The sequence below is a fragment of the Streptomyces sp. NPDC059895 genome (assembly GCF_042731035.1).
Taxonomy (GTDB): domain Bacteria; phylum Actinomycetota; class Actinomycetes; order Streptomycetales; family Streptomycetaceae; genus Streptomyces.
The window spans coordinates 229330-249266 of the sequence record NZ_JBHWKO010000003.1; the positions used below are offsets into that span (position 1 = coordinate 229330).

Below are 19937 nucleotides of genomic sequence, written 5' to 3' on the forward strand. Positions count from 1 at the left end.
TGAACATGTCCATACCAATCGGGGGACTTGTTCGACGGGCCGTCAGGGCGACTGCTCGCCCCGTCCCGCGCAGAACGCCACGGTCAGGTCCTTCACCAGCGCCTTGCGCTCGTAGTCGTCCAGTTCCACCAGCCCGCGCATGGTCAGCCGGGTCACCGTGTCCTCCACCGAGTCCACGACCGAGGTGAGCACGGTCGCCCGGTGCTGGGCGTCGAGCGCGGCGATCCGGCGGCGGTGCATCGCGGGGGCGACCTCCGGGGCGTACTCGACGCGCACCGGCTGCACCGAGTACACCTCCAGACCGATCGCGCCCGCGTCCCGCGCCACCCGCCGGGTCAGCGCCTCCCCGGTCGCCTCGACCGAGAACCGCACCGAGCCGGGCGTCTCCACCGGGATCCGGGCGAGGGCCGCCTCGACGCACTCGCGCAGATACGTCTCGTGGTCCTCCACACCGAGCGTGGCCCGCGCCGTGTCCCGCACCCGCCACACCACCAGCGCCACCACCCGCAACGCCATCCCGTTGCCGTCGGCCGCCGGCATCGGCTCGCTGCGCCAGTGCCGCAGCCGTACGTCCGCCCGGCGGCGCAGCAGCAGCGGGTTGACCCACAGCAGCCCGGTGCGCCGGACCGTCCCCCGGTAGCGGCCGAACAGGTCGAGCACCCAGGCGTGCCCGGTCCGGCCCCGGGCGAGCCCGCCGAGGCCGAACAGTCCGAGGGCGCCCGCCCCCGTGTACGCCGCCCACTGCGCCGGGCCGAGGCCGGCACCGGCGTACGCGGGCAGGCGCAGCGCCTCCGACACGAGCGGCGGCAGGATCCCGGCCCACCACGAGGTGGCCACACAACCCGCCACCCCGCACAGCCCGGCGGCCACGCCCGCCGCGCCGGGCAGCACCCGGGCGGGCCGCTCCACCAGCGCGGGGTCGACCTCCGCCATCGGGCGGGGCTTCACGGGCCCGGGCCGCCGAAAACGCGGCTGCTCCCCCGTACCCGTACGGCTTCCCACCACGGCGGGGCCGAGCGGCACCGACCGCGGCTCGGGCTCGTCCCGGAACAGCAGGTGGACGGGGATCTCGGTGGTCGCCTCGTTCTGGATGAGCCGCGTGGGCGGCCGGGACGGGCCCTCGTGCTCGGGCGTGTGAGAAGTGGTCGTGTTCATTGCGTGCCTCCAGCCTCCGCGCCAGATACGCCATGACAGTGAAAGGAACCGTTACTGCGGGAGCGGGCCCGCGTCCGCGATCCCGGGGGCCGTCCCGGGTCCTGGGTCCGGGTCCGGGCTCCGGGGTCCCGGGTCCGGGCTCCGGGGTCCGGGTCCGGGTCCGGGTCCGGGCTCCGGGTCCGGGTCCGGGTCCGGGCTCCGGCGCTCCCCGGATCGGCCGGAGTCTCGCGCCGGCAGGCTGCGGGCTGCGGGACCGGCCGGGACGCGGGCTGCTCCGGGACCGGCCGACCACTACGAGAACAACCTCCGCCAGGTCTCGGGCCCCGGGTAGCCGTCGGCCGCGCCGCCGCGCCAGCCCTGGGTGCGCTGGAAGGCCTCGACGCCCCGCCGGTCCGCTTCGCCCCAGCGCGGCCCCGGTCCCGTCGTGTAGTACTTGCCGAACCCCTTCTTCACCAGCTGTCTCCCCAGTTGGGTGACGTACGCGTTGTCGGCGCCGGGCCGGAAGATGGCCCGGCCCGGGTAGGCGGGGACTCCCGTCGGCGGACCGGCTGCGGGCGGGGGAGGCGCCGCGCCGGGTGCCCCGGTCCCGGGGTCCGCAGCGATGGACCGGCCCTTGCCGGTGATCAGCAGCGACCAGGTCCGCGGACCGGGCAGCCCGTCGGCGTCCGCGCCGCGCCACCCCTGGGCCCGCTGGAACGCCTGGGTGGCCCGCCGGTCCGCCTCCGACCAGCGCGGGCCCGGACCCGAGGCGTAGTAGCGCCCGGCGCCGTGCTGGACGAGGAGCCGGCCGAGCTGGGTGACGTGCGGGTTGTCGGCGCCCGGCCCGAAGTACGCGCGCCCGGGGTACGGGGTCGCCGCGGCGCCGGCACCACCGGGAGCCGGGGCGGGAGACGCGGCGTTCCCGCCGCCCGCGCCCCCCGCCCCGGCCGTACCCGTCGTGCCCGTCGTGCCCGTCGTGCCCGTCGTACCCGTCGTACCCGTCGTGCCCGTCGTACCCGTCGTGCCCGTCGTACCCGTCGCGGCCCCGCCGGTCTGCTCTCCCGCCGCTTTGACGCCCTTGTAGCGGTAGGGGACGTAGCGGCCGGAGTTCGACCAGTAGGCGTAGGGGGTGGCGAGGCGGCGGGCGTTCGGACGGGTCTGTTCGTAGGCGATGTAGGACGTGTGCGTGTAGTCCGTCCAGCCGCCGAAGAGGACGACGTGCGAGCCGTTCTGCGGATTGGACAAATTGTGGAAGAGCAGCATGTCGCCCGGCTGGAGTTCCTCCTTGGTGATGCGCGTGGCGGACTCGTGGAGGCTGCCCGTCCACTCGTTCCCGGGCAGTTTCCAGGCCATGGACACGAAGCCCGAGCAGTCCTGCCGGTACCCGTCGGACCAGTAGGCGCTCATGCTGTACGGCACCTTCGCCGCCACCCAGGCCTTGGCCCGCTTGATGATGTCCGCCCGGGTGATCTCGGGCGCCCTGACCTGCGCCGGACTCGGCGGCCGGCCGCCCGGACCGAACAGCGGCTCCTTGCGGCCCTGCGGGTTGACGGGCTCGTCACCCACGGGGGCGTCCGGCCGGTCGGGGGCGTGCGGCCGATCGGGGGCGTGCGGGGCGGCCACGGCCGGGACGGCATGCCCGGCGCCGAGTGCCGCGGTGGCCGCCGCCGCGACGACGACGGTGCGGTGGGCGGCCGGGTGACCGCCTGACCCCACCGGCAGGGAGCGCGGGCTCGCCCGCCGCCAGTGAACACACCCGGGGCAGTCGCAGTCGCTCGCGGGATCGAATTCCTCGAACACCGGAGTCTCCATGCGATTCCCCTCACATTCCAGCTGGAAATGTCCGCGACTGTGCACATTCGTCAGTCTTTCCCACTGGTTGCACGGACGCGCAAGCTGACGGTCCGAATGATGTACGCGGACCCCTCCCCGGGGGGTCGCGGGACCGCCCGGCTCAGCCGGACGGCGGTCGGGAGCACCCCGGGACGTCATGTAGAGTTGTCGACGTCAGCAGGCGCCGCTAGCTCAGTTGGTTAGAGCAGCTGACTCTTAATCAGCGGGTCCGGGGTTCGAGTCCCTGGCGGCGCACAGACGAGAAAGCCCTTCGCGTGAGCGAGGGGCTTTCTGCCGTCTGCGGGTCCGCTCCGTCCGCTCCCGGTGGGTCTTCCCGGCCGGGGGACGGCTCCCCGGACGGGGGACGGCTCCCCGGACGGGGGACGGCTCCCCGGACGGGGGACGGCTCCCCGGACGGGGACCGCGGATCACACCGCGATCGATCACACCGCGGTCCCGGTCAGGTACGCCGACACGATCACGTTCGCCGAGTAGCTGCCGCTCGCGCGGTCGAAGGTGCCGCCGCAGGTGATCAGCCGCAGTTCGGCACGGCCCGTGGCCCGGGTGCCGTAGGCCTGCCGGGCGTCGAAGCGGTCCCGCTGGACGACCTCGACGTCGTCGACGGTGAACTCGGCGACCTTGCCGTCGGCGCGGGCCACGCGGATCGTCTCGCCGGCCTCCAGGGTGCTCAGCTTGTAGAAGACGGCGGGCCGGGTCTCGGTGTCGACGTGCCCGACCATCAGCGCGGTGCCCGCCGCACCGGGCTTCACGCCGGCCCCGTACCAGCCGACGACGCCCGCCTGGTCGTAGGGCGGCGGGTCGATCGCGCCCCGCGCGTCCAGTCCGCGGGCCACCACCGGCGCCTGCACACCCAGTTCCGGGATGTCGATGCGCTGCGGCAGCGCGGCCCCCAGCGGTTTCGCGGCGGGCGGCAGCGGGGCGTCGCCGGGCCGGCCCACGGCGGCCACGTCACCCGTGGTCGGCGCGGACGTCACAGGGCGCACGTCGGTCACCTCGCGCCCCCACAGCCACAGCCCGAGCAGGAGCAGCGCCCAGGTCACACCGGTCAGAAGGCGCCCGGAAGAGCGCTCGCGTACGGACACGGAGTCACTCCGTCCCGGGGCGGCGGCGCACCGTCCGGAGAGCCACGGCGACGGCGGCGACACCCGCCAGGACCAGTCCGGTGACCGTGTGGGCGATGCCGGGACCCTCCACCCGGGCCTCCTCGGCGGAGGCGAGCGGAGCGGCACCGCCGCCGCCCGCGCGGACCGGCGCGACGGGCGAGGCGTACCCCGACGGGCGCGCCGACACCGGCACCACCCGGATCGATCCCGTGATCCGGAAGTCGGCGCAGACGATCGTCACGGCGTAGGAGCCCGGGGCGAGCGAGGAGCGGACCCGGGTCTCGCCGGTCAGGGTGCCGTCCGTGCCGACGAGGCGGGCGTCTGAGACGAACGCGTCCGACGCGGCGGTGGCCGTCGTTCCGCGGCAGCCGCTGACCCGCAGTGCGACCTCGGCGCCCGGGGACGGCGTCGACGGTGCCACCGAGACCTCGCCCGCCCCGCCTCCGCCGCCTCCCCCGTCTCCCCCGCTTCCGCCGTCCGCCGCGTACGCCGTCGGAACGAGCGCCACGGCGGCGACCGCGGCACCGGCACAGAGAGTTGCTTTCAGTGAGCGCATGGTGAACCTCCAGCTATCTGGAGATTCCTCCCCGGCTCGGCGCCCCGCATCTCAGACCGGGGCGCCACTACTCCGAACGGCTCAGTTTCCGCCGGTGACCGGTTTACTCAGATCCGGTCCACCCAGATCCGGTCCACTCAGATCCGGTCCACTCAGATCCGGTCCACGAGATCCGCGATCGAGTCGACGATCTGCGACGGGCGGTACGGGAAGTTCTCGACCTGCTCGGGCCCGGTCAGGCCGGTGAGCACCAGGAACGTCTGCATGCCGGCCTCGATGCCCGCCAGCACGTCGGTGTCCATGCGGTCGCCGATCATCGCGCTGCTCTCGGAGTGGGCGCCGATCGCGTTCAGCCCGGTGCGCATCATCAGGGGGTTCGGCTTGCCCGCGAAGTAGGGGTTCTTGCCGGTCGCCTTGGTGATCAGGGCCGCCACCGCGCCGGTCGCGGGCAGCGGGCCCTCGGTGGAGGGACCGGTCTCGTCCGGGTTGGTGCAGATGAAGCGGGCACCCCCGTTGATCAGCCGGACCGCCTTGGTCATCGCCTCGAAGGAGTACGTGCGGGTCTCGCCCAGGACGACGTAGTCCGGCTCGTGGTCGGTGAGGATGTAGCCGATGTCGTGCAGCGCGGTGGTCAGACCGGCCTCGCCGAGGACGTACGCGGAGCCGTTCGGCCGCTGGTCGTCGAGGAACTTGGCGGTGGCGAGCGCCGAGGTCCAGATGTTCTCGATCGGCACGTCCAGGCCCATGCGCCGCAGCCGGGCGTGCAGGTCGCGCGGGGTGTAGATCGAGTTGTTGGTGAGGACGAGGAACGGCTTGCCCGACTCACGCAGCTTCTTCAGGAAGGAGTCGGCGCCGGGGATCGGGACGCCCTCGTGGATGAGCACACCGTCCATGTCGGTGAGCCACGACTCGATGGGCTTGCGGTCTGCCATGTGCGGGATCTCCTGTGCCGTACGCGACGCGGTGCTACGTGCGGCCCCAGCCTAATCACAGGCCGATCTTGAGGGAATGGCCTGTTTGCACCCGGTTCGGCGTTCAGCGGCGTCTGCGCGCGAGCAGCAGGGCGACTCCCGCGGCGAGGAGGCAGGCGGTGGCGGCGAGGACGACGGCCGGGGAGGCGAGACCGGTGCGGGCCATCTCCCTCGCCTCCTGGGCGAGGTAGGGCAGGCCGGTGGCCGGGGCGGAGGCCGAGGCGGGGGCCGAGACCGAGGCGGAGGCCGAGGGATCGGTCTGGGTCGCGGGCGCGGGGGCGGGCGCGGATTCGGTGCCGGTCCCCCGGGCGGTCTCGGGTGCGGTCGCCGTTGTGGTCCCGGGTGCGGTCTCGCGGGTGGTGGAGCGTCCGCCGGCCTCGACGGTGAAGCGGTAGTCGTTCGACTGCCCGACCCACTCGCCGTCGTCTCCGTGGCGCTGGACGACCGCCGCGTTCACGGTGATCTCGTTGGGCACGGTGTCCGAGGTGAGGGCGAGGCGCAGTTTCACCGTGAGGGTCTTGTGCGGGGGGACGGTGAAGCCCGCGAAGGGGGCGTCCGCGGAAAGCCCGGGGCCGGTGGCGGTGGTGGACCGGTCGGTGAGGGCCCCCACGAGTTCGTCCTCGTCGGTCGTCTCGAAGTGGACGGGGTGGGGGCGGCCGTCGGCGTAGAACTCCAGGTGCGGCTGGGACGGCTTCAGGGAGCGTTCGGCGTCGACGAGGACGACGACCGGGTGGACGCCGGTACAGGTGCGGCTGGTGGTGTTGGTGAGGTCGAGGTACCAGGTGCCGAACCCGCCGCCGGCCCGGTAGGAGGCGGGGCCGCCGTGGAGGCGGGTGGTCAGCGGGAAGTCGCCGGTGTCCGGGCCGGCACAACCGGGACCGGCTTCCGCGTGCGCGGGGGCCGACGCACCTCCGAGGGCGGCGGCCGCGGCGAGGCAGAGGGAGACGGGCGTGCACAGTCGCATGAACACGTGAGCCTGCCGGGTGGGGCGGAACGGGACGGGACGACGCTCCGCACGGCCGTGCGAATCCATTCAGATGGAGGAGGGAGGGACGGTGGTGGGAGGGAGGGACGGTGGTGGGAGGGAGGGACGGTGGTGGGAGGGAGGGACGGTGGTGGGAGGGAGGGACGGTGGTGGGAGGGAAAGGGTGCGTGGCGGACGCCCCCGCCCCCCGACGGGTTCCAGCGGGTTCCGGTGGCTCCCGGCAGCTCAGCCGTCCGCCCGGCCGAACACCGGGCCCAGGAGCAACTGGGCCGCGCCCTCCGCCACCCCGCGGGCACCGCCCGGGGCGAGGCGTACCGGGACCCGGTCCTGAGGGGCGCCCTCGCGGTGGGCGCGGACCGCGAGGACGCTGGTGACGCCCCGGAGGAAGGGTTCCGGGGAGGCCGCGATCGTACGGCCGCCCAGCAGGAGCAGGTCGATGTCCAGCAGGCCGGCCAGATTGGCGGCGGCCGTGCCGAGGACGCGGGCCGCCTCTGCGGTGTCACCCCGGGCGATGGCCGCGAGGCACAGCGCCTCCACGCAGCCGCGGCTGCCGCACGGGCAGGGCGGCCCGTCGAGCTGGAGGACCTGGTGGCCGAACTCGCCGGCCCCCGTGCGGGCCCCCCGGTGCACACTCCCGCCGATCACCAGGCCGGCGCCGAGCCCCGTCCCGAGGTGGAGGTAGGCGAAGGAGCCGCCCTCGCCGCCGACGGCGAGGCCGAGGGCGGCGGCGTTGGTGTCCTTGTCGACGACGACCGGTACCCCGAGCCGCCACGCGAGCGTGTCCCGCAGGGGGAAGCCGTCCCACTCGGGGTAGCCGGTGACGCGGTGCAGGACGCCGTTGACGTGGTCGAGGGGGCCCGGCAGGGCGACGCCCACCCCGAGCAGGGCGCGGGGACGCCCTCCGGCACGCCCCAGCACCTGGCCCACCATCCCCTCGGTCTCCCGCACCACCGTCCCCACGACGGCCTCCGCTCCCGCCCCCAGGTCCAGTGGCAGGCGCCGCTCCCCCACCACGCGCCCGTCGAGCTCGGCGAGGACGAGGCGCAGTTCGTCGCGGTCGAGGTGGACGCCGACCGCGTGCCCGGCGCCGGGCACGAGCCGCAGGACGGTGCGCGGTTTCCCGCCCGTGGAGGCGCGCCGGCCCGCCTCCGCCGCGAGCCCCTCGTCCCGGAGCCGGGCGGTGATCTTGCTGACGGCCTGCGGGGTGAGTCCGGTGCGCTCGGCCAGTTCGAGCCGGCTGATGCCGTCGGGACCGGCCGTGCGCAGCAGGTCGAGCACGAGCGCGGTGTTGTGGCTGCGCACCGCGAGCAGGTTCGCGCCCACCACCGTGCCGCGTGCCGCCCCGCCCGCCGAGCCGTCGTTGGTCCTGTTCACCCCTCCATTGTCCTCCGCGCTTGCACTTTGGCAACAGCGTTGCGAAAGTGGAGGGCATGACTGGTACCCCCCTCCGCGTCGGCCTGATCGGCTACGGCCTCGCGGGCTCCGTCTTCCACGCCCCGCTGATCGCCGCCACCGAGGGCCTCGCCCTCGACACGGTGGTCACCTCGAACCCGGAGCGGCAGGAGCAGGCCCGCGCCGAGTTCCCGGACGTACGCGCCGTCGCCGGCTCCGACGAGCTCTTCGCCCGGGCCGACGAGCTGGACCTCGTCGTCATCGCGTCCCCGAACCGGACGCACGTCCCGCTCGCCACGGCCGCCCTGGAAGCCGGCCTCCCGGTCGTCGTCGACAAGCCGGTCTCCGGCACGGCCGCCGAGGCACGGGAGCTGGCCGCGCTCGCCGAGAAGCGCGGTCTGCTGCTCTCCGTCTTCCAGAACCGCCGCTGGGACAACGACTTCCTGACCCTGCGCCGGCTGATCGCCGACGGCGAGCTGGGTGACGTGTACCGCTTCGAGTCGCGCTTCGAGCGCTGGCGGCCGCAGCTGAAGGGCGGCTGGCGCGAGTCCGGCGACCCGGCAGAGGTCGGAGGTCTGCTGTACGACCTCGGCAGCCATGTCGTCGACCAGGCACTGGTCCTGTTCGGCCCGGTCACGCAGGTGTTCGCCGAGTCGGACGTCCGCCGCCCCGGCGCGGAGACGGACGACGACACCTTCATCGCGCTCACGCACGCCGGCGGCGTCAGGTCCCACCTCTACGTCTCGGCGACGACCGCCATGCTCGGCCCGCGCTTCCGGGTGCTGGGCTCGAAGGCCGGGTACGTCAAGCACGGCCTGGACCCGCAGGAGGCCGCGCTCCGCGAGGGCCTGCGCCCCGGCCCCGGCTGGGGGACGGAACCCGAGGGCCGGTGGGGCCGTCTCGGCGCGGGCGAGTCCCCGCGGACCGGCGGCGGACGTCCCGTGCCGACCCTGCCCGGCGACTACCCGGCCTACTACGCTGCGGTGGCCGAGGCACTGACCGACGGCGGTCCCAACCCGGTGACCGCCCTGGAGGCGGCCGCCACCCTCGACGTACTGGAGGCGGCCCGCCGTTCGGCACGAGACGGAGTGGCGGTGACGCTGTGACCCACGAGATCACCCCGAAGTTCACCCCGGAGATCACCCCGACCCTGGAGGAGCTCCAGGCCCAGGAACGGCGGCTGGTCCTGAAGCGGTTCACCCATGACGACGCCTGGGCGCTGGGCACGCTCCTGGTGGAGCTGGCCCGCGAGCGCCAGGCCCCGGTCGCCATCGACATCCACCGCGCCGGCCAGCAGCTCTTCCACGCGGCCCTGCCCGGTTCGGCCCCCGACAACGACGCCTGGATCGCCCGCAAGCGCCGCGTCGTGGAGCGCTACGGCGTCTCCTCCTACCTGGTCGGCTCCCGCTTCCGCGCCAAGGGCACGACCTTCGAGGAGTCCTCCCGCCTCGACCCGGACACGTACGCGGCCCACGGGGGCTCGTTCCCGATCAACGTCGAGGGTGTCGGCGTGATCGGCGCGGTGACCGTGTCCGGACTGCCCCAGTTGGAGGACCACCGGTTCGTGGTGGAGGCGTTGGAGGAGTTCCTGAGCAAGGGCTGAGCGGCGCGCCTCGGGGCGGGGGCCCACCGCGGTCCCCCGCCCCGGCGGAACGCCTACGCGTCCTTCAGCTCCTGGCGCTGCCGGCCCAGTCCGGCGATCTCCAGCTCCACCACGTCCCCTGCCCGCAGGTAGGGCTTCGGCTCCGGCTGCCCGAAGGCCACGCCCGCCGGCGTACCGGTGTTGATGACGTCCCCGGGGTACAGGGTCATGAACTGGCTGACGTACCGCACGACCTCGCCCACCGGGAAGATCTGCTCGGCGGTCGTGCCGTCCTGCTTCAGCTCGCCGTTGACCCACAGCCGCAGGGAGAGCGCCTGCGGGTCGGGCACCTCGTCCGCCGTCACCAGCCACGGCCCCAGCGGGTTGAACGTCTCGCAGTTCTTGCCCTTGTCCCAGGTCCCGCCGCGGTCCATCTGGAACTCCCGCTCGGAGACGTCGTGGGCGACCGCGTAGCCGCCGACGTGCGCGAGGCCCTCCTCGGCCGACTCCAGGTAGCGGGCGGTACGGCCGACGACGACGGCCAGTTCGACCTCCCAGTCGGTCCGGGTGGACCCGCGGGGCACGAGCACGGTGTCGTACGGCCCGACGACGGTGTCCGCCGCCTTGAAGAAGACGACGGGCTCGGCCGGAGGCTGCGACCCGGTCTCGCGGGCGTGGTCGTGGTAGTTCAGGCCGATGCACACGACCTTGCCGATCCGGCCGACCGGCGGCCCGATCCGCAGCCCGGTCGCGTCCAGCACCGGCAGTGCGCCCGACTCGGCGGCGGCCCGGATCCGGCCGAGCGCCGCGCCGTCGGCGAGCAGCGCGCCGTCGACGTCGTCCACGACACCCGTCAGGTCCCGCAGGGTTCCCTCGGCGTCGAGCAGCGCGGGGCGCTCCGCCCCCGCCGTACCGACTCGCAGCAGCTTCATGATCACTATCTCCCTCGCTCGCGGGGCGCCCTCCGACGGGTGCAGCCATCGGATGACTGGTCGATCCTCCAAGCTGGGGGTCCACTCCGCAATACCCGGTTCACGTACTGGACCGTCCCCGTCGGTCCCGGGTCCCCGGTCGTCGGCGGTACCGGACCGCCCGGGTCGTCAGTGGTACCGGACCGCCCGGGTCGTCAGCGGTACAGCACCGCCCGCTCGACGGCGCTCCACGCCGCGCTGGTGACCACGTACAGCGCGGCGGCCAGCGGCACGACGGCCACGGTGACGAGGGTGAGGAAGGGCAGGAACGGCAGGAGGCGGGTGACGGCGGTGACCGCGCCCGCGCCGGGCGTGCCGTCGGGGACGGCCGTCGCCGGCTCCGTGGCCGCCGTCCGCCGCGCGAGGCGGTAGCCGAAGGCGGCGACGGCCGTGACGGCGGCGAACAGGCCCAGGTAGACCAGCCCCGCCCCGCCGAACACCCCGCCGGCTGCCAGGGCGTCGGTCCAGCGGTCACCGAGGGGCGCGTCGAGGAGCCGGTGGGTGAGCAGTCCGTTGGCCTCGCCGCCGACCGACGCGTGCGAGAAGACGTAGTAGAGGAGGAGGAACGCGGGCGCCTGGAGCAGGCTCGGCAGGCAGCCCGACAGCGGGGAGACCCGTTCCTCGGCGTGCAGTTCCAGTACCGCCCGCTGGAGCCGCTCCGGGCTGCGCGCGTGCTTCCTGCGCAGTTCGGCGACGCGCGGCTGGAGCGCGGCCCGGGCCCGCTGACCACGCGCCGCGGCCCGGGACAGGGGGTGGACGAGGAGTCGTACGAGTGCGGTGAACAGGACGATCGCGGCGGCGGCCGCGGTCGTGTGGAAGAGGGGTTCGAGCAGGACGGCGAGCCGCTCGACGAGGTGGACGAAGGCGGACAGGAGTACGGACATGGGTGAGGAGCCCTCCGGGGTCTCGTCGTGCCGGGGAGGAGAACGGACTGACGGCATGACGACCCGCACGGGGTCACCCACGGGAGGTGCAAAGGTGTACCGGGGTGCCCTACGCGGCGGTCGCCGGAAGGGCGGACCCGGGTGCCCTGGGCCGCGGCCGGCCGGAGGCGTCGGGGTCGCGCTGGGGCAGGAAGGCCGTACGGCGGTCCCGGTCCCGTATGGCCGTACGCACCCGGGTGGGCGGTACGGCGGGAGCGCAGCGCGCCGCGGCGAGACAGCAGACGGCGAGCGCGGCACCGGCGACGGCGGTCGCGGCGAGCGCGACGGTGGCCGTGAGACCGCCGGTGGCGAGGAGGGCGAGGTCGAGGAGGAGGAAGAAGAAGAAAAGGAAGAGGAGGACGGCGGGACGCAGGGCGGAGGACCACGCTCGGATCACCGGCACCCCCTCCCCTTCACCTCTCCAGCCCGTCCCTGCCCTCTGCCCCATGAGAACGTCCGGAACCACCAAGACGGTTCCCGCCCCCTTCCCCCCGGCCCTCCCCCGCCCTCACGTCACCCTTCCTCACTTCCCCTACCTCCCCCTACCTCCCCCTTCTTCCCCTTCTTCCACCGGTTCGAGAAAGGGCTGTCGGAACCCTCGACAACACCACGCGTGACACCCGATGCTTCGTGACGCGCTCAACCCCTCATGTCCCCGCACGAGTTGCGGGCCGGCTGGGACGGCCGCCCCGCTCGCCGAGTGAAGCGGAGAAGTCATGATCCGACGCAGAACCCTGCTGGCCGCCACGGGCGGAGCCGTCCTCGGAAGCGCCCTGGCGACGGGCACGGCCCACGCCGACGCGACGATCGGCGTCAACCCGTCCACCACGTACGGCACCTGGGAGGGCTGGGGCACCTCCCTCGCCTGGTGGGCCAACGTCTTCGGCGCCCGGAACGACTTCGCCGACCTCTTCTTCACGACGAATCCGGTGTCGTACGGCGGCAGGACGCTCCCCGGCCTCGGCCTGACCATCGCCCGCTACAACCTCGGCGCGTGCAGTTGGAACAGCGTGGGCGGCGAGACCATGGTCGCCTCCCCCAACATCCCCGGCTTCAAGCAGATCGAGGGCTACTGGCAGGACTGGAGCGACGAGAACCCCGCCTCCTCGGCCTGGGACTGGACGGCGGACGCCAACCAGCGCGCGATGCTGGTGAAGGCGGTGCAGAGGGGCGCGGTCACCGAACTGTTCGCCAACTCCCCCATGTGGTGGATGTGCCTGAACCACAACCCCTCCGGCGCGGCGGACGGCGGCAACAACCTCCAGTCCTGGAACTACCGCCGGCACGCCTCCCACCTCGCCGCCGTGGCCCTGTACGCCAGGGACAACTGGGGCGTGGACTTCGCGACGGTCGACCCGTTCAACGAGCCGTCGTCGTCCTGGTGGACGGCGACCGGCACCCAGGAGGGCTGCCACATGGACGCGACCGTCCAGGCCGCCGTACTGCCGTACCTGCGCGGCGAGCTGGACGGCCGGGGCCTGACGGACGTGCGGATCTCCGCGTCGGACGAGACGAGCTACGACCTGGCGCGCACGACGTGGAACTCCTTCCCGTCGTCCACGAAAGCCCTGGTGAACCAGGTCAACGTGCACGGCTACCAGGGTTCGGGCGGCCGCCGGGACCTGCTCCACACGGACGTAGTGACGACGGCGAAGAAAGTCCTGTGGAACTCGGAGACCGGCGACAACGACGGCACCGGCCTCACCATGGCGAGCAACCTGCTCTACGACTTCCGCTGGCTGCACCCCACGGCCTGGGTCTACTGGCAGGTCATGGACCCGTCGACGAACTGGGCGATGATCGCGTACGACGCGACCACGCTCCAGCCCGGCGCGGTGACGACGAAGTTCTACGTCATGGCCCAGTTCAGCCGCCACATCCGCCCCGGCATGACCATCCTGGACACCGGCGTCTCCTACGCCGTGGCCGCCCTCGACCGCACGGCACGGCGCCTGGTCATCGTGGCCGCCAACACGTCGACGTCGGCCCAGACCCTGACGTTCGACCTGTCCGCCTTCTCCACGGTCACCGGCGGCTCGGACGGCCTGGTCCCCCGCTGGAACACGGTGACGGCGGGCGGCGGCGATCTCTACACGGCCCGCTCGGACACGTACCTCTCCGGCAAGACGGTGAGCGTGCCGTTCGCCGCGGGGGCGGTGCAGACGTTGCAGGTGGACGGGGTGGCGGTGTGACGGTGGGAACGGCGTGACGGCGTGACGCATGACGGCGTGATGGCGTGATGGCGTGATGGCGTGACTGTCCGGCGTCGGGTGCGTGCGCGCATCCGCACCCGAATGTCGTTCTCGACATATGGTCGCCGGGCTGCTTCACTGGCCGTATGGCATCGATCCGCCTCACCCGCCCGACACTCGAAGTGATCAAGGTGCTGCTGGCGTCCACCCCCGACAGCCCCGCTTGGGGCCTGAAGATCTGCGAGGAGGCGGACCTCGGGTCCGGCACCGTCTACCCCATCCTGGAGCGCCTGGTCGAGGCCGACTGGGTCACACGGTCCGAGGAGACGGGCGAGCACCCAGGCCGCCCCAAGCGGTTCTACTACGAGCTCACCGCCGTCGGCCGCCAGGCGGCACGCCAGGCGCAGGAGCGGAAGCCGCGGTTCTTCGGGCTGGCGGCGGGGGCGGAGGGGGGTCGGGCGTGAGCGGGGACGAGCGTGACGACGAACTTCACACGGACGACGTCCCTCGGGTCAGCGCACTGGCCGTCACCGCCGTCCTGACACCGGTACTGGCCGGCGCGTCGGCGGCGATCTTCCTGCTGGTGGGCTACGGCCTGAAACTGGTCGACCCCGGACACGCCCTGATCGAAAACCTGCTCGCGACCGGCTGGGTGTTCGGCGCGGCGACGGCGGCCTCGATCCTGGCAGCCACCGTGGGCCTCGTGATCACGGCCCTGCGCTCTCCCGCCCCGGAGGCCGAGACGGAGGCGGAGGCCGAACCCGGGACACCCCGCCGTCCGGCCCGCCCGCCCGGCAGGGCCGCGCACCGCACGCTGGGCGTCGCCTCCTTCGTCGCCGGGCACCGCAGGGCGCACCTGCGCGAGGAGTGGGCCGCGATCCTGGCCGGCGACCCGGAGAACGGCATCGTCCTGTCCCCGCGCCGCAGGATCCGCTACGCCCTCGGCTTCCTTGGGGCGGCCCTCCGCCTGCGCCTGCGCGACCTCACCGCGCCCCTGTGGCTGCCGGTCGACTGGCTGCTGTCGATGGACTCCCGGACGAACGGGTCCATCGCCGCGGCCGTCGGCGCCCAGATCGTCTACATCCAGCACGAGGACGGCCTGCACGCGCTCCTCACCGAGGGCTGGGGCTGGTGCGCGGGGTGCGGGATCGCGCTCCGCCTGTTCTTCGGCTGGCTGCGCAGGTTGCGCGGCATCGAGCTCGCGTCGACGCCCGACAACACGGCGGACTCCTGACTCCTGCGCCGCTGGCCAGCACCTGTCTCTCCTTTGTCACCGGCGGGCAGTACGGTGTCGTGCATGCGCCCCGACACGCCCGCCGAGAACGTCGACCACACCGCCGAAGCGGCACGCCTGGAGCGGACCGCCGGACTGTACCCCGAGGACGCCGAGGCCCTGCTGGTGCAGGCCGCGGCCCACCTGGAGCTGTCCGGCGACCGCCCCGCCGCGACCGCGCTCTACGACCGCCTGCTGTCCTCCGCGGGCGGCCTGGAGAAGCCGCACCTGGTCCGCGCCCTCAAGGCGTCCAACCTGTGGGAGTACGGCCACGAGGCGGAGGCCCGCGCGATCATCGACGGCCTCCGCACGACGGCCCCCCGCGACCCGGCGCCCTGGGTGATCGTCGCGGAGGCCCTGGAGTCCCACGACGAGCTGGAGGCGGCGCAGGAGACGTTCACGGAGGGCGTGCGCCTGCTGCTGACGGACGTGGCGGAGCCCCCCTACTCCACCCACCCCCTCCTCTTCGGCCGCCACCGGGTACGGCGCATGCTGGGCGCCGGCCACGACGAGTGGGACGCCCTCGCGGACGCCCTGCACACCTCGCCGGTGTCCCTGGACGAACTGCACGACCCCAAGCGGGTCTGGTCCCTCGGCTCGGACAACCCGGCGGAGCTGGAGGCGGAGATCTGGAGGCTGCGGGCGGAGCTGGGGACGTACCGGGAGGCCCTCTCCCGCCCCTTCCCGGTGGCCGTGCTGCACTGGCCGACCGCCGAGCTGACGGAGCTGCTGACCGCCTACCCGACGCTCGCGACGGAGTACCCCTCGCACGAGGAGCACCTCGCGACGATAGAGGCCGCCCTGCGCGAACTGTCGGCTTCGGGCACGGCGAACCTGGGCATCGTGACGGGGACGGTGCCCTCCTACGAAGCCTTCGCGGCCTCGGAGGGCGCTTCGCCGCAAGACTCCGAGCTGCTGCCGCAGTACGCGACGACGCTGGCGGCCCGAGGACGGGCGGTGGCTTGGCCGCCGCAGAGGGGGGCTGGGTGCTGGTGCGGGTCGGGGCGGTCGTACTCGGTCTGCCACGGAAACCTGGAGGTTTGATGGTGCCGGTGCATCGGCTCTCCGGTGCCCCTACGCTCGCCCGCATAATGGAATCGACACCGCAGCCGTAGTACAGCGGTTCGACGGGATCGGGCCGAGCGGACTCGGCGGTCAATCGAACGCACCGAGCCACGATCGTGAGGCACAGCCGCCTTGAGCACGATGAAGCCGTTGTCGCCTGCCGTGTCGGCACGCATGAGCAGACAAGCCAGCAAGGACACGGCCGCCGAGCTGGCGGTCCGTCGCCTACTCCACGCGGCCGGGCTGCGCTACCGCATCGAGTACCCGGTGCCCGGCATAGCCCGACGCCGGATCGACGTGGCCTTCACTTCGGTCAAGGTGGCTGTTCTGATCGACGGATGCTTCTGGCACGGATGCCCTCGACACGCCACGCAACCAAAGTCGAACGCTGAGTGGTGGCGGCACAAGCTGGACCGCAACGTGGCACGTGACAGGGAAACGACGGAGCACCTCCGGGCCGCAGGGTGGGAGGTGCTGCGCTTCTGGGAGCATGAGGCGCCGGACGACGTCGCCCTACGTATCGCGGCCGCCGTTACACGCCGGAAGGCCGAACGAAGACGCCAGAGGCAGCCACGAGCAGAATGACGTTCGTCGACGTGTACGCAAGAACGGGGAATCCTCTCGTGGCTGGAGCGGGCTGGTTTCGAGCTGAACATGCCTTCTGGACGAGGACGCCCATGCATGTCAGACCTGCTGGCCAACCGACCGCGTTGGAAGGTGGTTCAAGCACAAGCCTCCTGGATCTGACGTCCTGAAGGTATGGGGCTTATTGGGGTGCAACCACAAGACGGAAGCTCCATTCCACGACGGCGTCCGCACCGTCTCCCCGCACCACCCGTCCCTTGGCTGATCGTCGCGGGGGCACCTTAGTGCAACGACGTTCTGGAGCAAGCCCAGCAGCGGTCGACAGAAGGTGCCTGCCGGCCCTTGACCGACGCCCCGTCCGGTGCTCGACGTATCCGCCACAGTTCGGCAGCAGCAGATACGGCACACGTTGACGCCGCCCGAGCTATGGGACGTCAGATGCCCTGTTAGGACAACGGTTCGTCAGCCATCGGCTGGGCAGCCGCACACAGACGGGACCCGCCCGACCAACTGCCTTCGTTTTGAATCCTCTTGCTAACCACGCACTGGTGTGATTTTCTGACCTCGCGCTGTATCCCAAGATCCCGGCCATGGCCGAACCATCCTCCCAACGCAGCGCTGAAAGGCTCAGCTATGCCCAAGGCTCGGTACACCTTTGAGCTCCCCGAGCACCACGTTGAATACGGCGTTGAGGTCTCAGTCAAGGATCTCAACATCGACCCTCAAGCGCAGCGAACTCTCAACGAGCGACGCGCGCAGAACATCGCGAGCAACCTGGTTCGCGAGGCCATCGGTTCGGTAATCGTCTCCAAACGCTCCACCGGAGACCTCTACATCGTCGATGGGCAGCATCGCTGGCGCGCTTGCGCTCTGGCAGGCATCCCGACTATCCGAGCTGAGATTCATCACGGCCTGGCTCAAGCTCAAGAGGCCATACTCTTCCTGATCAAAAACAGGGAATCCCACAAGCCTCGTCCCATTGACGAGTACCACGTAGGCCTCACAGGTGGCGTTCCTCTGTTCGTCGACACCGACCGGATTCTGGACAAGCATGGCCTGGCCCTCGGATCCACCTCCACAAACGGCGTGGGTGCCGTGTCCGGCGTGCTCCAGATCGTGGACCGCTTCGGAGCCTCCGTCTTCGACCGTACGCTCACAGTCGCGGAGAGCGCATGGGGTCGCTCGGCGGAGACCTGGGACGGGATGCTTCTTGGCGGTATCGGCATGTTTCTAGGCCGCTGGGGAGACCTTGTTGATGACAGCGAGCTCGCACGAAAGATGCTGGCCCTAGGCACTGCCGCCAAATGGCGTTCCGAGATCCTGAGCCAGTCCTCCCGTGGCGGCTTCAACAACAGCGGCACCGGATCCCGGGTGTCGACCGCCTACCGTCTCGTCGCCGCCGCATGGAACAAGGGCCGCAGAGCCGAGAACAAGATCGAGGCGTAGCTCACCTCACGCCCCCTTCCCCACGGGGGAGGGGGCGGCCTTTCTCTATCTCATGTGAGCGCACGCCTGCATAGCTCTCGGGTGGTTAAGCCTTGCTGCTTGAGCAGTTCGCACCCACAGGCTCACCGCAGGAGCCTCTGGGGTTCATTTGTCATGCGACGACAGGACCAGCACCTCCCACCGATGGTCCCGTCACCCCATACGACTGGTCACGTTCGTGGAGGGGATGACCCTGCAAGGACTCGCCTCCCCTCAGGCCCGCAATCGCAGATGAGTTGAAGCGAACGAGTCAACCAGTCACCCCCCACCACCTACGATGATGACTGTGCGAATACCTGCGTGGGTTGAGGATGAGCTTCTATTGGTCGGGGCACTTGTGGTGAGGAACGGATGGCAAGAGCTGCGGACCAACGACGCACAGGTACAGGAGCTTTCGGATCTACTCCGTTCACTCCCGATCCACAAGCCGGAAGCACTCGCGCTCCCCAGCTTCCGATCTCCGGACAGCGTCAGCCGCAAAACCGGCGATTTCATGACCAATCACAGCCAGTACACGGGCAAGGCCACCCGGTGCGGCAGGCCCACGCTGCTCATGATCAAAGCCTTCACCGAACGTGAAGCTGAAATGCTCCAGGCCTCGCTGGCCATCGAGGAGGGCATCGGCTCCGGAGAGCTGCATCTCACCCCTCCGCAGCCTGACGAAGTCGATGAGACGGGCGCCAGTGCGATTGAAGGCCGCCTCCTGGTGCGCCGGGCACTCGTCAGGGAACGGGATCCGAAGCTCCGGGCCCAGAAGATCGACCAGGTACGGCGGCGTGGAGGCGCGCTCCGGTGCGAGGTGTGCGACTTCGACTTTGCCCGCACGTACGGCGCCCTTGGAGAGGGCTACATCGAGGTGCATCACACCACTCCCCTCCACATCTCCGGAAAGCGGGAGACCAAGCTCGACGACCTGGTATGCGTGTGTGCCAATTGCCACCGCATGTGCCACAGGAGCCGTCCTGGGGAATCCTGGCGCACACCGACCGCTCTCCGGGAGTCGATACGGGAGTCGGCCACCAAAGACAACCACTAGGCAGCGTCCGCTTCGGCCTCGAAGTGCATCTGCGCGCGGTCCAGGATGTCGTCCGGGTCGTGTCCGCGAGCAGCGGTCCAGTGGAGCAGGTCAGCGATCAACGCGACGGCCGACTCCTCAAGGCCTTTGCACCGCCCCATGCCGTGCAGAGTGCTGCTTCCGTCGCCCCTGCGGTAGTCCTCAAGAGCTGCTGCGGCCCGCTCGATGCGACGGCAGCCAGATCGCGCGCCAGCCGTGATCTCGCACCAGACCGCCTTTCCTGCCACAGTCAGGACTGCGCCCCAGTCGACCGCCAGATGCATCAGCAAGTGCAGACCCCGGCCGTCCATGTCACCGCAGTCGGCCGCCCTCAGTGACGGCAGGACCGTACTCCTGTCGTGGACTTCCAGTCGCAGGCGTTCTCCTTTCCATTCCAGAATCAAGGTCGCCGACGCCCCCTCTCCGACGTGCTTCACGACGTTGGTGGCCAGTTCCGTGACGAGCAGTTCCGCCTCGTCGACTGCGGCACGCACGCCCCACTCGCTTAGCTGCTGGGCAACCGCTCGCCGAAGCCGGCCGACCTCCGTCGGCACCGCCTCAAAGGGCAGGACGCAGCGGGATCGCGGTTCGGTGACTTCATGGCCGGGCATGACCGGCTCCTCCCTCCCGGGCCACGCACATGCTGCGCCCGCCGTAACCGTACGACTGCACTGCGTAGCTTTCTAAGGACGAGCATGGCATGGAGAACTCTCATCATGTAACTTCTCACGCGAATCCATCGAGTGAATCTGATGGTGGGTCCTCGGTCGGCTGCCTAGCCTGTTGAGATCTCCGGGCCCGCCGCCCGGCTC

The 19937-nt window shown here is 71.6% G+C and carries 20 protein-coding genes and 1 tRNA gene; 10 read left to right on the forward strand and 11 right to left on the reverse strand.

Going from position 1 to position 19937, the window contains the following annotated elements; genetic code table 11:
- Positions 1 to 42 precede the first annotated feature (42 nt).
- Both ACFV9M_RS05030 and ACFV9M_RS05035 read right to left on the reverse strand, forming a co-directional pair.
- Positions 43 to 1155: an SPFH domain-containing protein gene (locus ACFV9M_RS05030; protein WP_385062383.1), complete on the reverse strand. Its 1113-nt coding sequence runs from the start codon at positions 1153 to 1155 to the stop codon at positions 43 to 45.
- Positions 1156 to 1446: 291 nt separating this feature from the next.
- Positions 1447 to 2946 carry a peptidoglycan-binding protein gene (locus ACFV9M_RS05035; protein WP_385062381.1) on the reverse strand — a complete coding sequence of 500 codons (1500 nt, stop codon included), beginning with the start codon at positions 2944 to 2946 and terminating at the stop codon, positions 1447 to 1449.
- Between the two features lie 202 nt (positions 2947 to 3148).
- Here ACFV9M_RS05035 and ACFV9M_RS05040 point away from each other — a divergent pair.
- Positions 3149 to 3222, forward strand: a tRNA-Lys gene (locus ACFV9M_RS05040).
- A gap of 188 nt (positions 3223 to 3410) precedes the next feature.
- On the opposite strand, the gene ACFV9M_RS05045 is transcribed toward ACFV9M_RS05040, so the two are convergent.
- The 5 genes from ACFV9M_RS05045 to ACFV9M_RS05065 form a co-directional block, all read right to left on the reverse strand.
- Positions 3411 to 4070 carry a class F sortase gene (locus ACFV9M_RS05045; RefSeq protein WP_385062379.1) on the reverse strand — a complete coding sequence of 220 codons (660 nt, stop codon included), beginning with the start codon at positions 4068 to 4070 and terminating at the stop codon, positions 3411 to 3413.
- A 4-nt stretch (positions 4071 to 4074) separates the two neighbouring features.
- Entirely contained in the window at positions 4075 to 4647 is a 573-nt protein-coding gene (locus ACFV9M_RS05050; protein WP_385062377.1) for a hypothetical protein, read from the reverse strand.
- A gap of 152 nt (positions 4648 to 4799) precedes the next feature.
- Positions 4800 to 5579 (reverse strand): HAD-IIA family hydrolase, encoded by a 780-nt coding sequence (locus ACFV9M_RS05055; protein ID WP_385062375.1) that lies wholly within the window; start codon positions 5577 to 5579, stop codon positions 4800 to 4802.
- A 103-nt stretch (positions 5580 to 5682) separates the two neighbouring features.
- Complete coding sequence (locus ACFV9M_RS05060) at positions 5683 to 6582, reverse strand: hypothetical protein (RefSeq protein ID WP_385062373.1); 900 nt, start codon at positions 6580 to 6582, stop codon at positions 5683 to 5685.
- Positions 6583 to 6828: 246 nt separating this feature from the next.
- Positions 6829 to 7977: an ROK family protein gene (locus tag ACFV9M_RS05065; RefSeq protein ID WP_385062371.1), complete on the reverse strand. Its 1149-nt coding sequence runs from the start codon at positions 7975 to 7977 to the stop codon at positions 6829 to 6831.
- Between the two features lie 56 nt (positions 7978 to 8033).
- On the opposite strand from ACFV9M_RS05065, the gene ACFV9M_RS05070 reads away from it, so the two are divergent.
- Positions 8034 to 9101 (forward strand): Gfo/Idh/MocA family oxidoreductase, encoded by a 1068-nt coding sequence (locus ACFV9M_RS05070; RefSeq protein WP_385062369.1) that lies wholly within the window; start codon positions 8034 to 8036, stop codon positions 9099 to 9101.
- Positions 9098 to 9598, forward strand: coding sequence for a heme-degrading domain-containing protein (locus tag ACFV9M_RS05075; RefSeq protein ID WP_385062367.1), 501 nt, complete (start codon positions 9098 to 9100; stop codon positions 9596 to 9598). Before ACFV9M_RS05070 ends, ACFV9M_RS05075 begins: the two co-directional genes overlap by 4 nt.
- Before the next feature lie 53 nt (positions 9599 to 9651).
- On the opposite strand, the gene ACFV9M_RS05080 is transcribed toward ACFV9M_RS05075, so the two are convergent.
- The 3 genes from ACFV9M_RS05080 to ACFV9M_RS05090 all read right to left on the reverse strand — a co-directional run bounded on the left by ACFV9M_RS05080 (position 9652) and on the right by ACFV9M_RS05090 (position 11919).
- Positions 9652 to 10509: a fumarylacetoacetate hydrolase family protein gene (locus tag ACFV9M_RS05080; protein ID WP_385062365.1), complete on the reverse strand. Its 858-nt coding sequence runs from the start codon at positions 10507 to 10509 to the stop codon at positions 9652 to 9654.
- A 194-nt stretch (positions 10510 to 10703) separates the two neighbouring features.
- Entirely contained in the window at positions 10704 to 11420 is a 717-nt protein-coding gene (locus ACFV9M_RS05085; RefSeq protein ID WP_385062595.1) for a YidC/Oxa1 family membrane protein insertase, read from the reverse strand.
- A gap of 121 nt (positions 11421 to 11541) precedes the next feature.
- Entirely contained in the window at positions 11542 to 11919 is a 378-nt protein-coding gene (locus tag ACFV9M_RS05090; RefSeq protein WP_385062363.1) for a DUF6412 domain-containing protein, read from the reverse strand.
- Positions 11920 to 12187: 268 nt separating this feature from the next.
- Here ACFV9M_RS05090 and ACFV9M_RS05095 point away from each other — a divergent pair, with 268 nt between their 5' ends.
- The 7 genes from ACFV9M_RS05095 to ACFV9M_RS05125 all read left to right on the forward strand — a co-directional run bounded on the left by ACFV9M_RS05095 (position 12188) and on the right by ACFV9M_RS05125 (position 19107).
- Entirely contained in the window at positions 12188 to 13663 is a 1476-nt protein-coding gene (locus ACFV9M_RS05095; protein ID WP_385062361.1) for a beta-1,6-galactanase, read from the forward strand.
- Positions 13664 to 13809: 146 nt separating this feature from the next.
- Entirely contained in the window at positions 13810 to 14127 is a 318-nt protein-coding gene (locus tag ACFV9M_RS05100; RefSeq protein ID WP_385062359.1) for a PadR family transcriptional regulator, read from the forward strand.
- A complete protein-coding gene (locus tag ACFV9M_RS05105; RefSeq protein ID WP_385062357.1) occupies positions 14124 to 14897 on the forward strand; it encodes a hypothetical protein in 774 nt (257 codons plus the stop codon). The genes ACFV9M_RS05100 and ACFV9M_RS05105 overlap by 4 nt, the downstream gene beginning before the upstream one ends.
- A gap of 63 nt (positions 14898 to 14960) precedes the next feature.
- Entirely contained in the window at positions 14961 to 15980 is a 1020-nt protein-coding gene (locus ACFV9M_RS05110) for an SEC-C metal-binding domain-containing protein (protein ID WP_385062355.1), read from the forward strand.
- Between the two features lie 195 nt (positions 15981 to 16175).
- Positions 16176 to 16586 (forward strand): very short patch repair endonuclease, encoded by a 411-nt coding sequence (locus ACFV9M_RS05115; protein ID WP_385062593.1) that lies wholly within the window; start codon positions 16176 to 16178, stop codon positions 16584 to 16586.
- A gap of 633 nt (positions 16587 to 17219) precedes the next feature.
- The gene (locus ACFV9M_RS05120) at positions 17220 to 18032 is read left to right on the forward strand and encodes a DUF6551 family protein (RefSeq protein ID WP_385062353.1); all 813 of its coding nucleotides are present in this window, start codon (positions 17220 to 17222) and stop codon (positions 18030 to 18032) included.
- Between the two features lie 319 nt (positions 18033 to 18351).
- Positions 18352 to 19107, forward strand: a complete 756-nt coding sequence (locus ACFV9M_RS05125) for an HNH endonuclease (RefSeq protein WP_385062351.1) — start codon at positions 18352 to 18354, stop codon at positions 19105 to 19107.
- On the opposite strand, the gene ACFV9M_RS05130 is transcribed toward ACFV9M_RS05125, so the two are convergent.
- A complete protein-coding gene (locus tag ACFV9M_RS05130; RefSeq protein ID WP_385062349.1) occupies positions 19104 to 19736 on the reverse strand; it encodes an ATP-binding protein in 633 nt (210 codons plus the stop codon). The genes ACFV9M_RS05125 and ACFV9M_RS05130 overlap by 4 nt on opposite strands.
- Between the last annotated feature and the right edge of the window lie 201 nt (positions 19737 to 19937).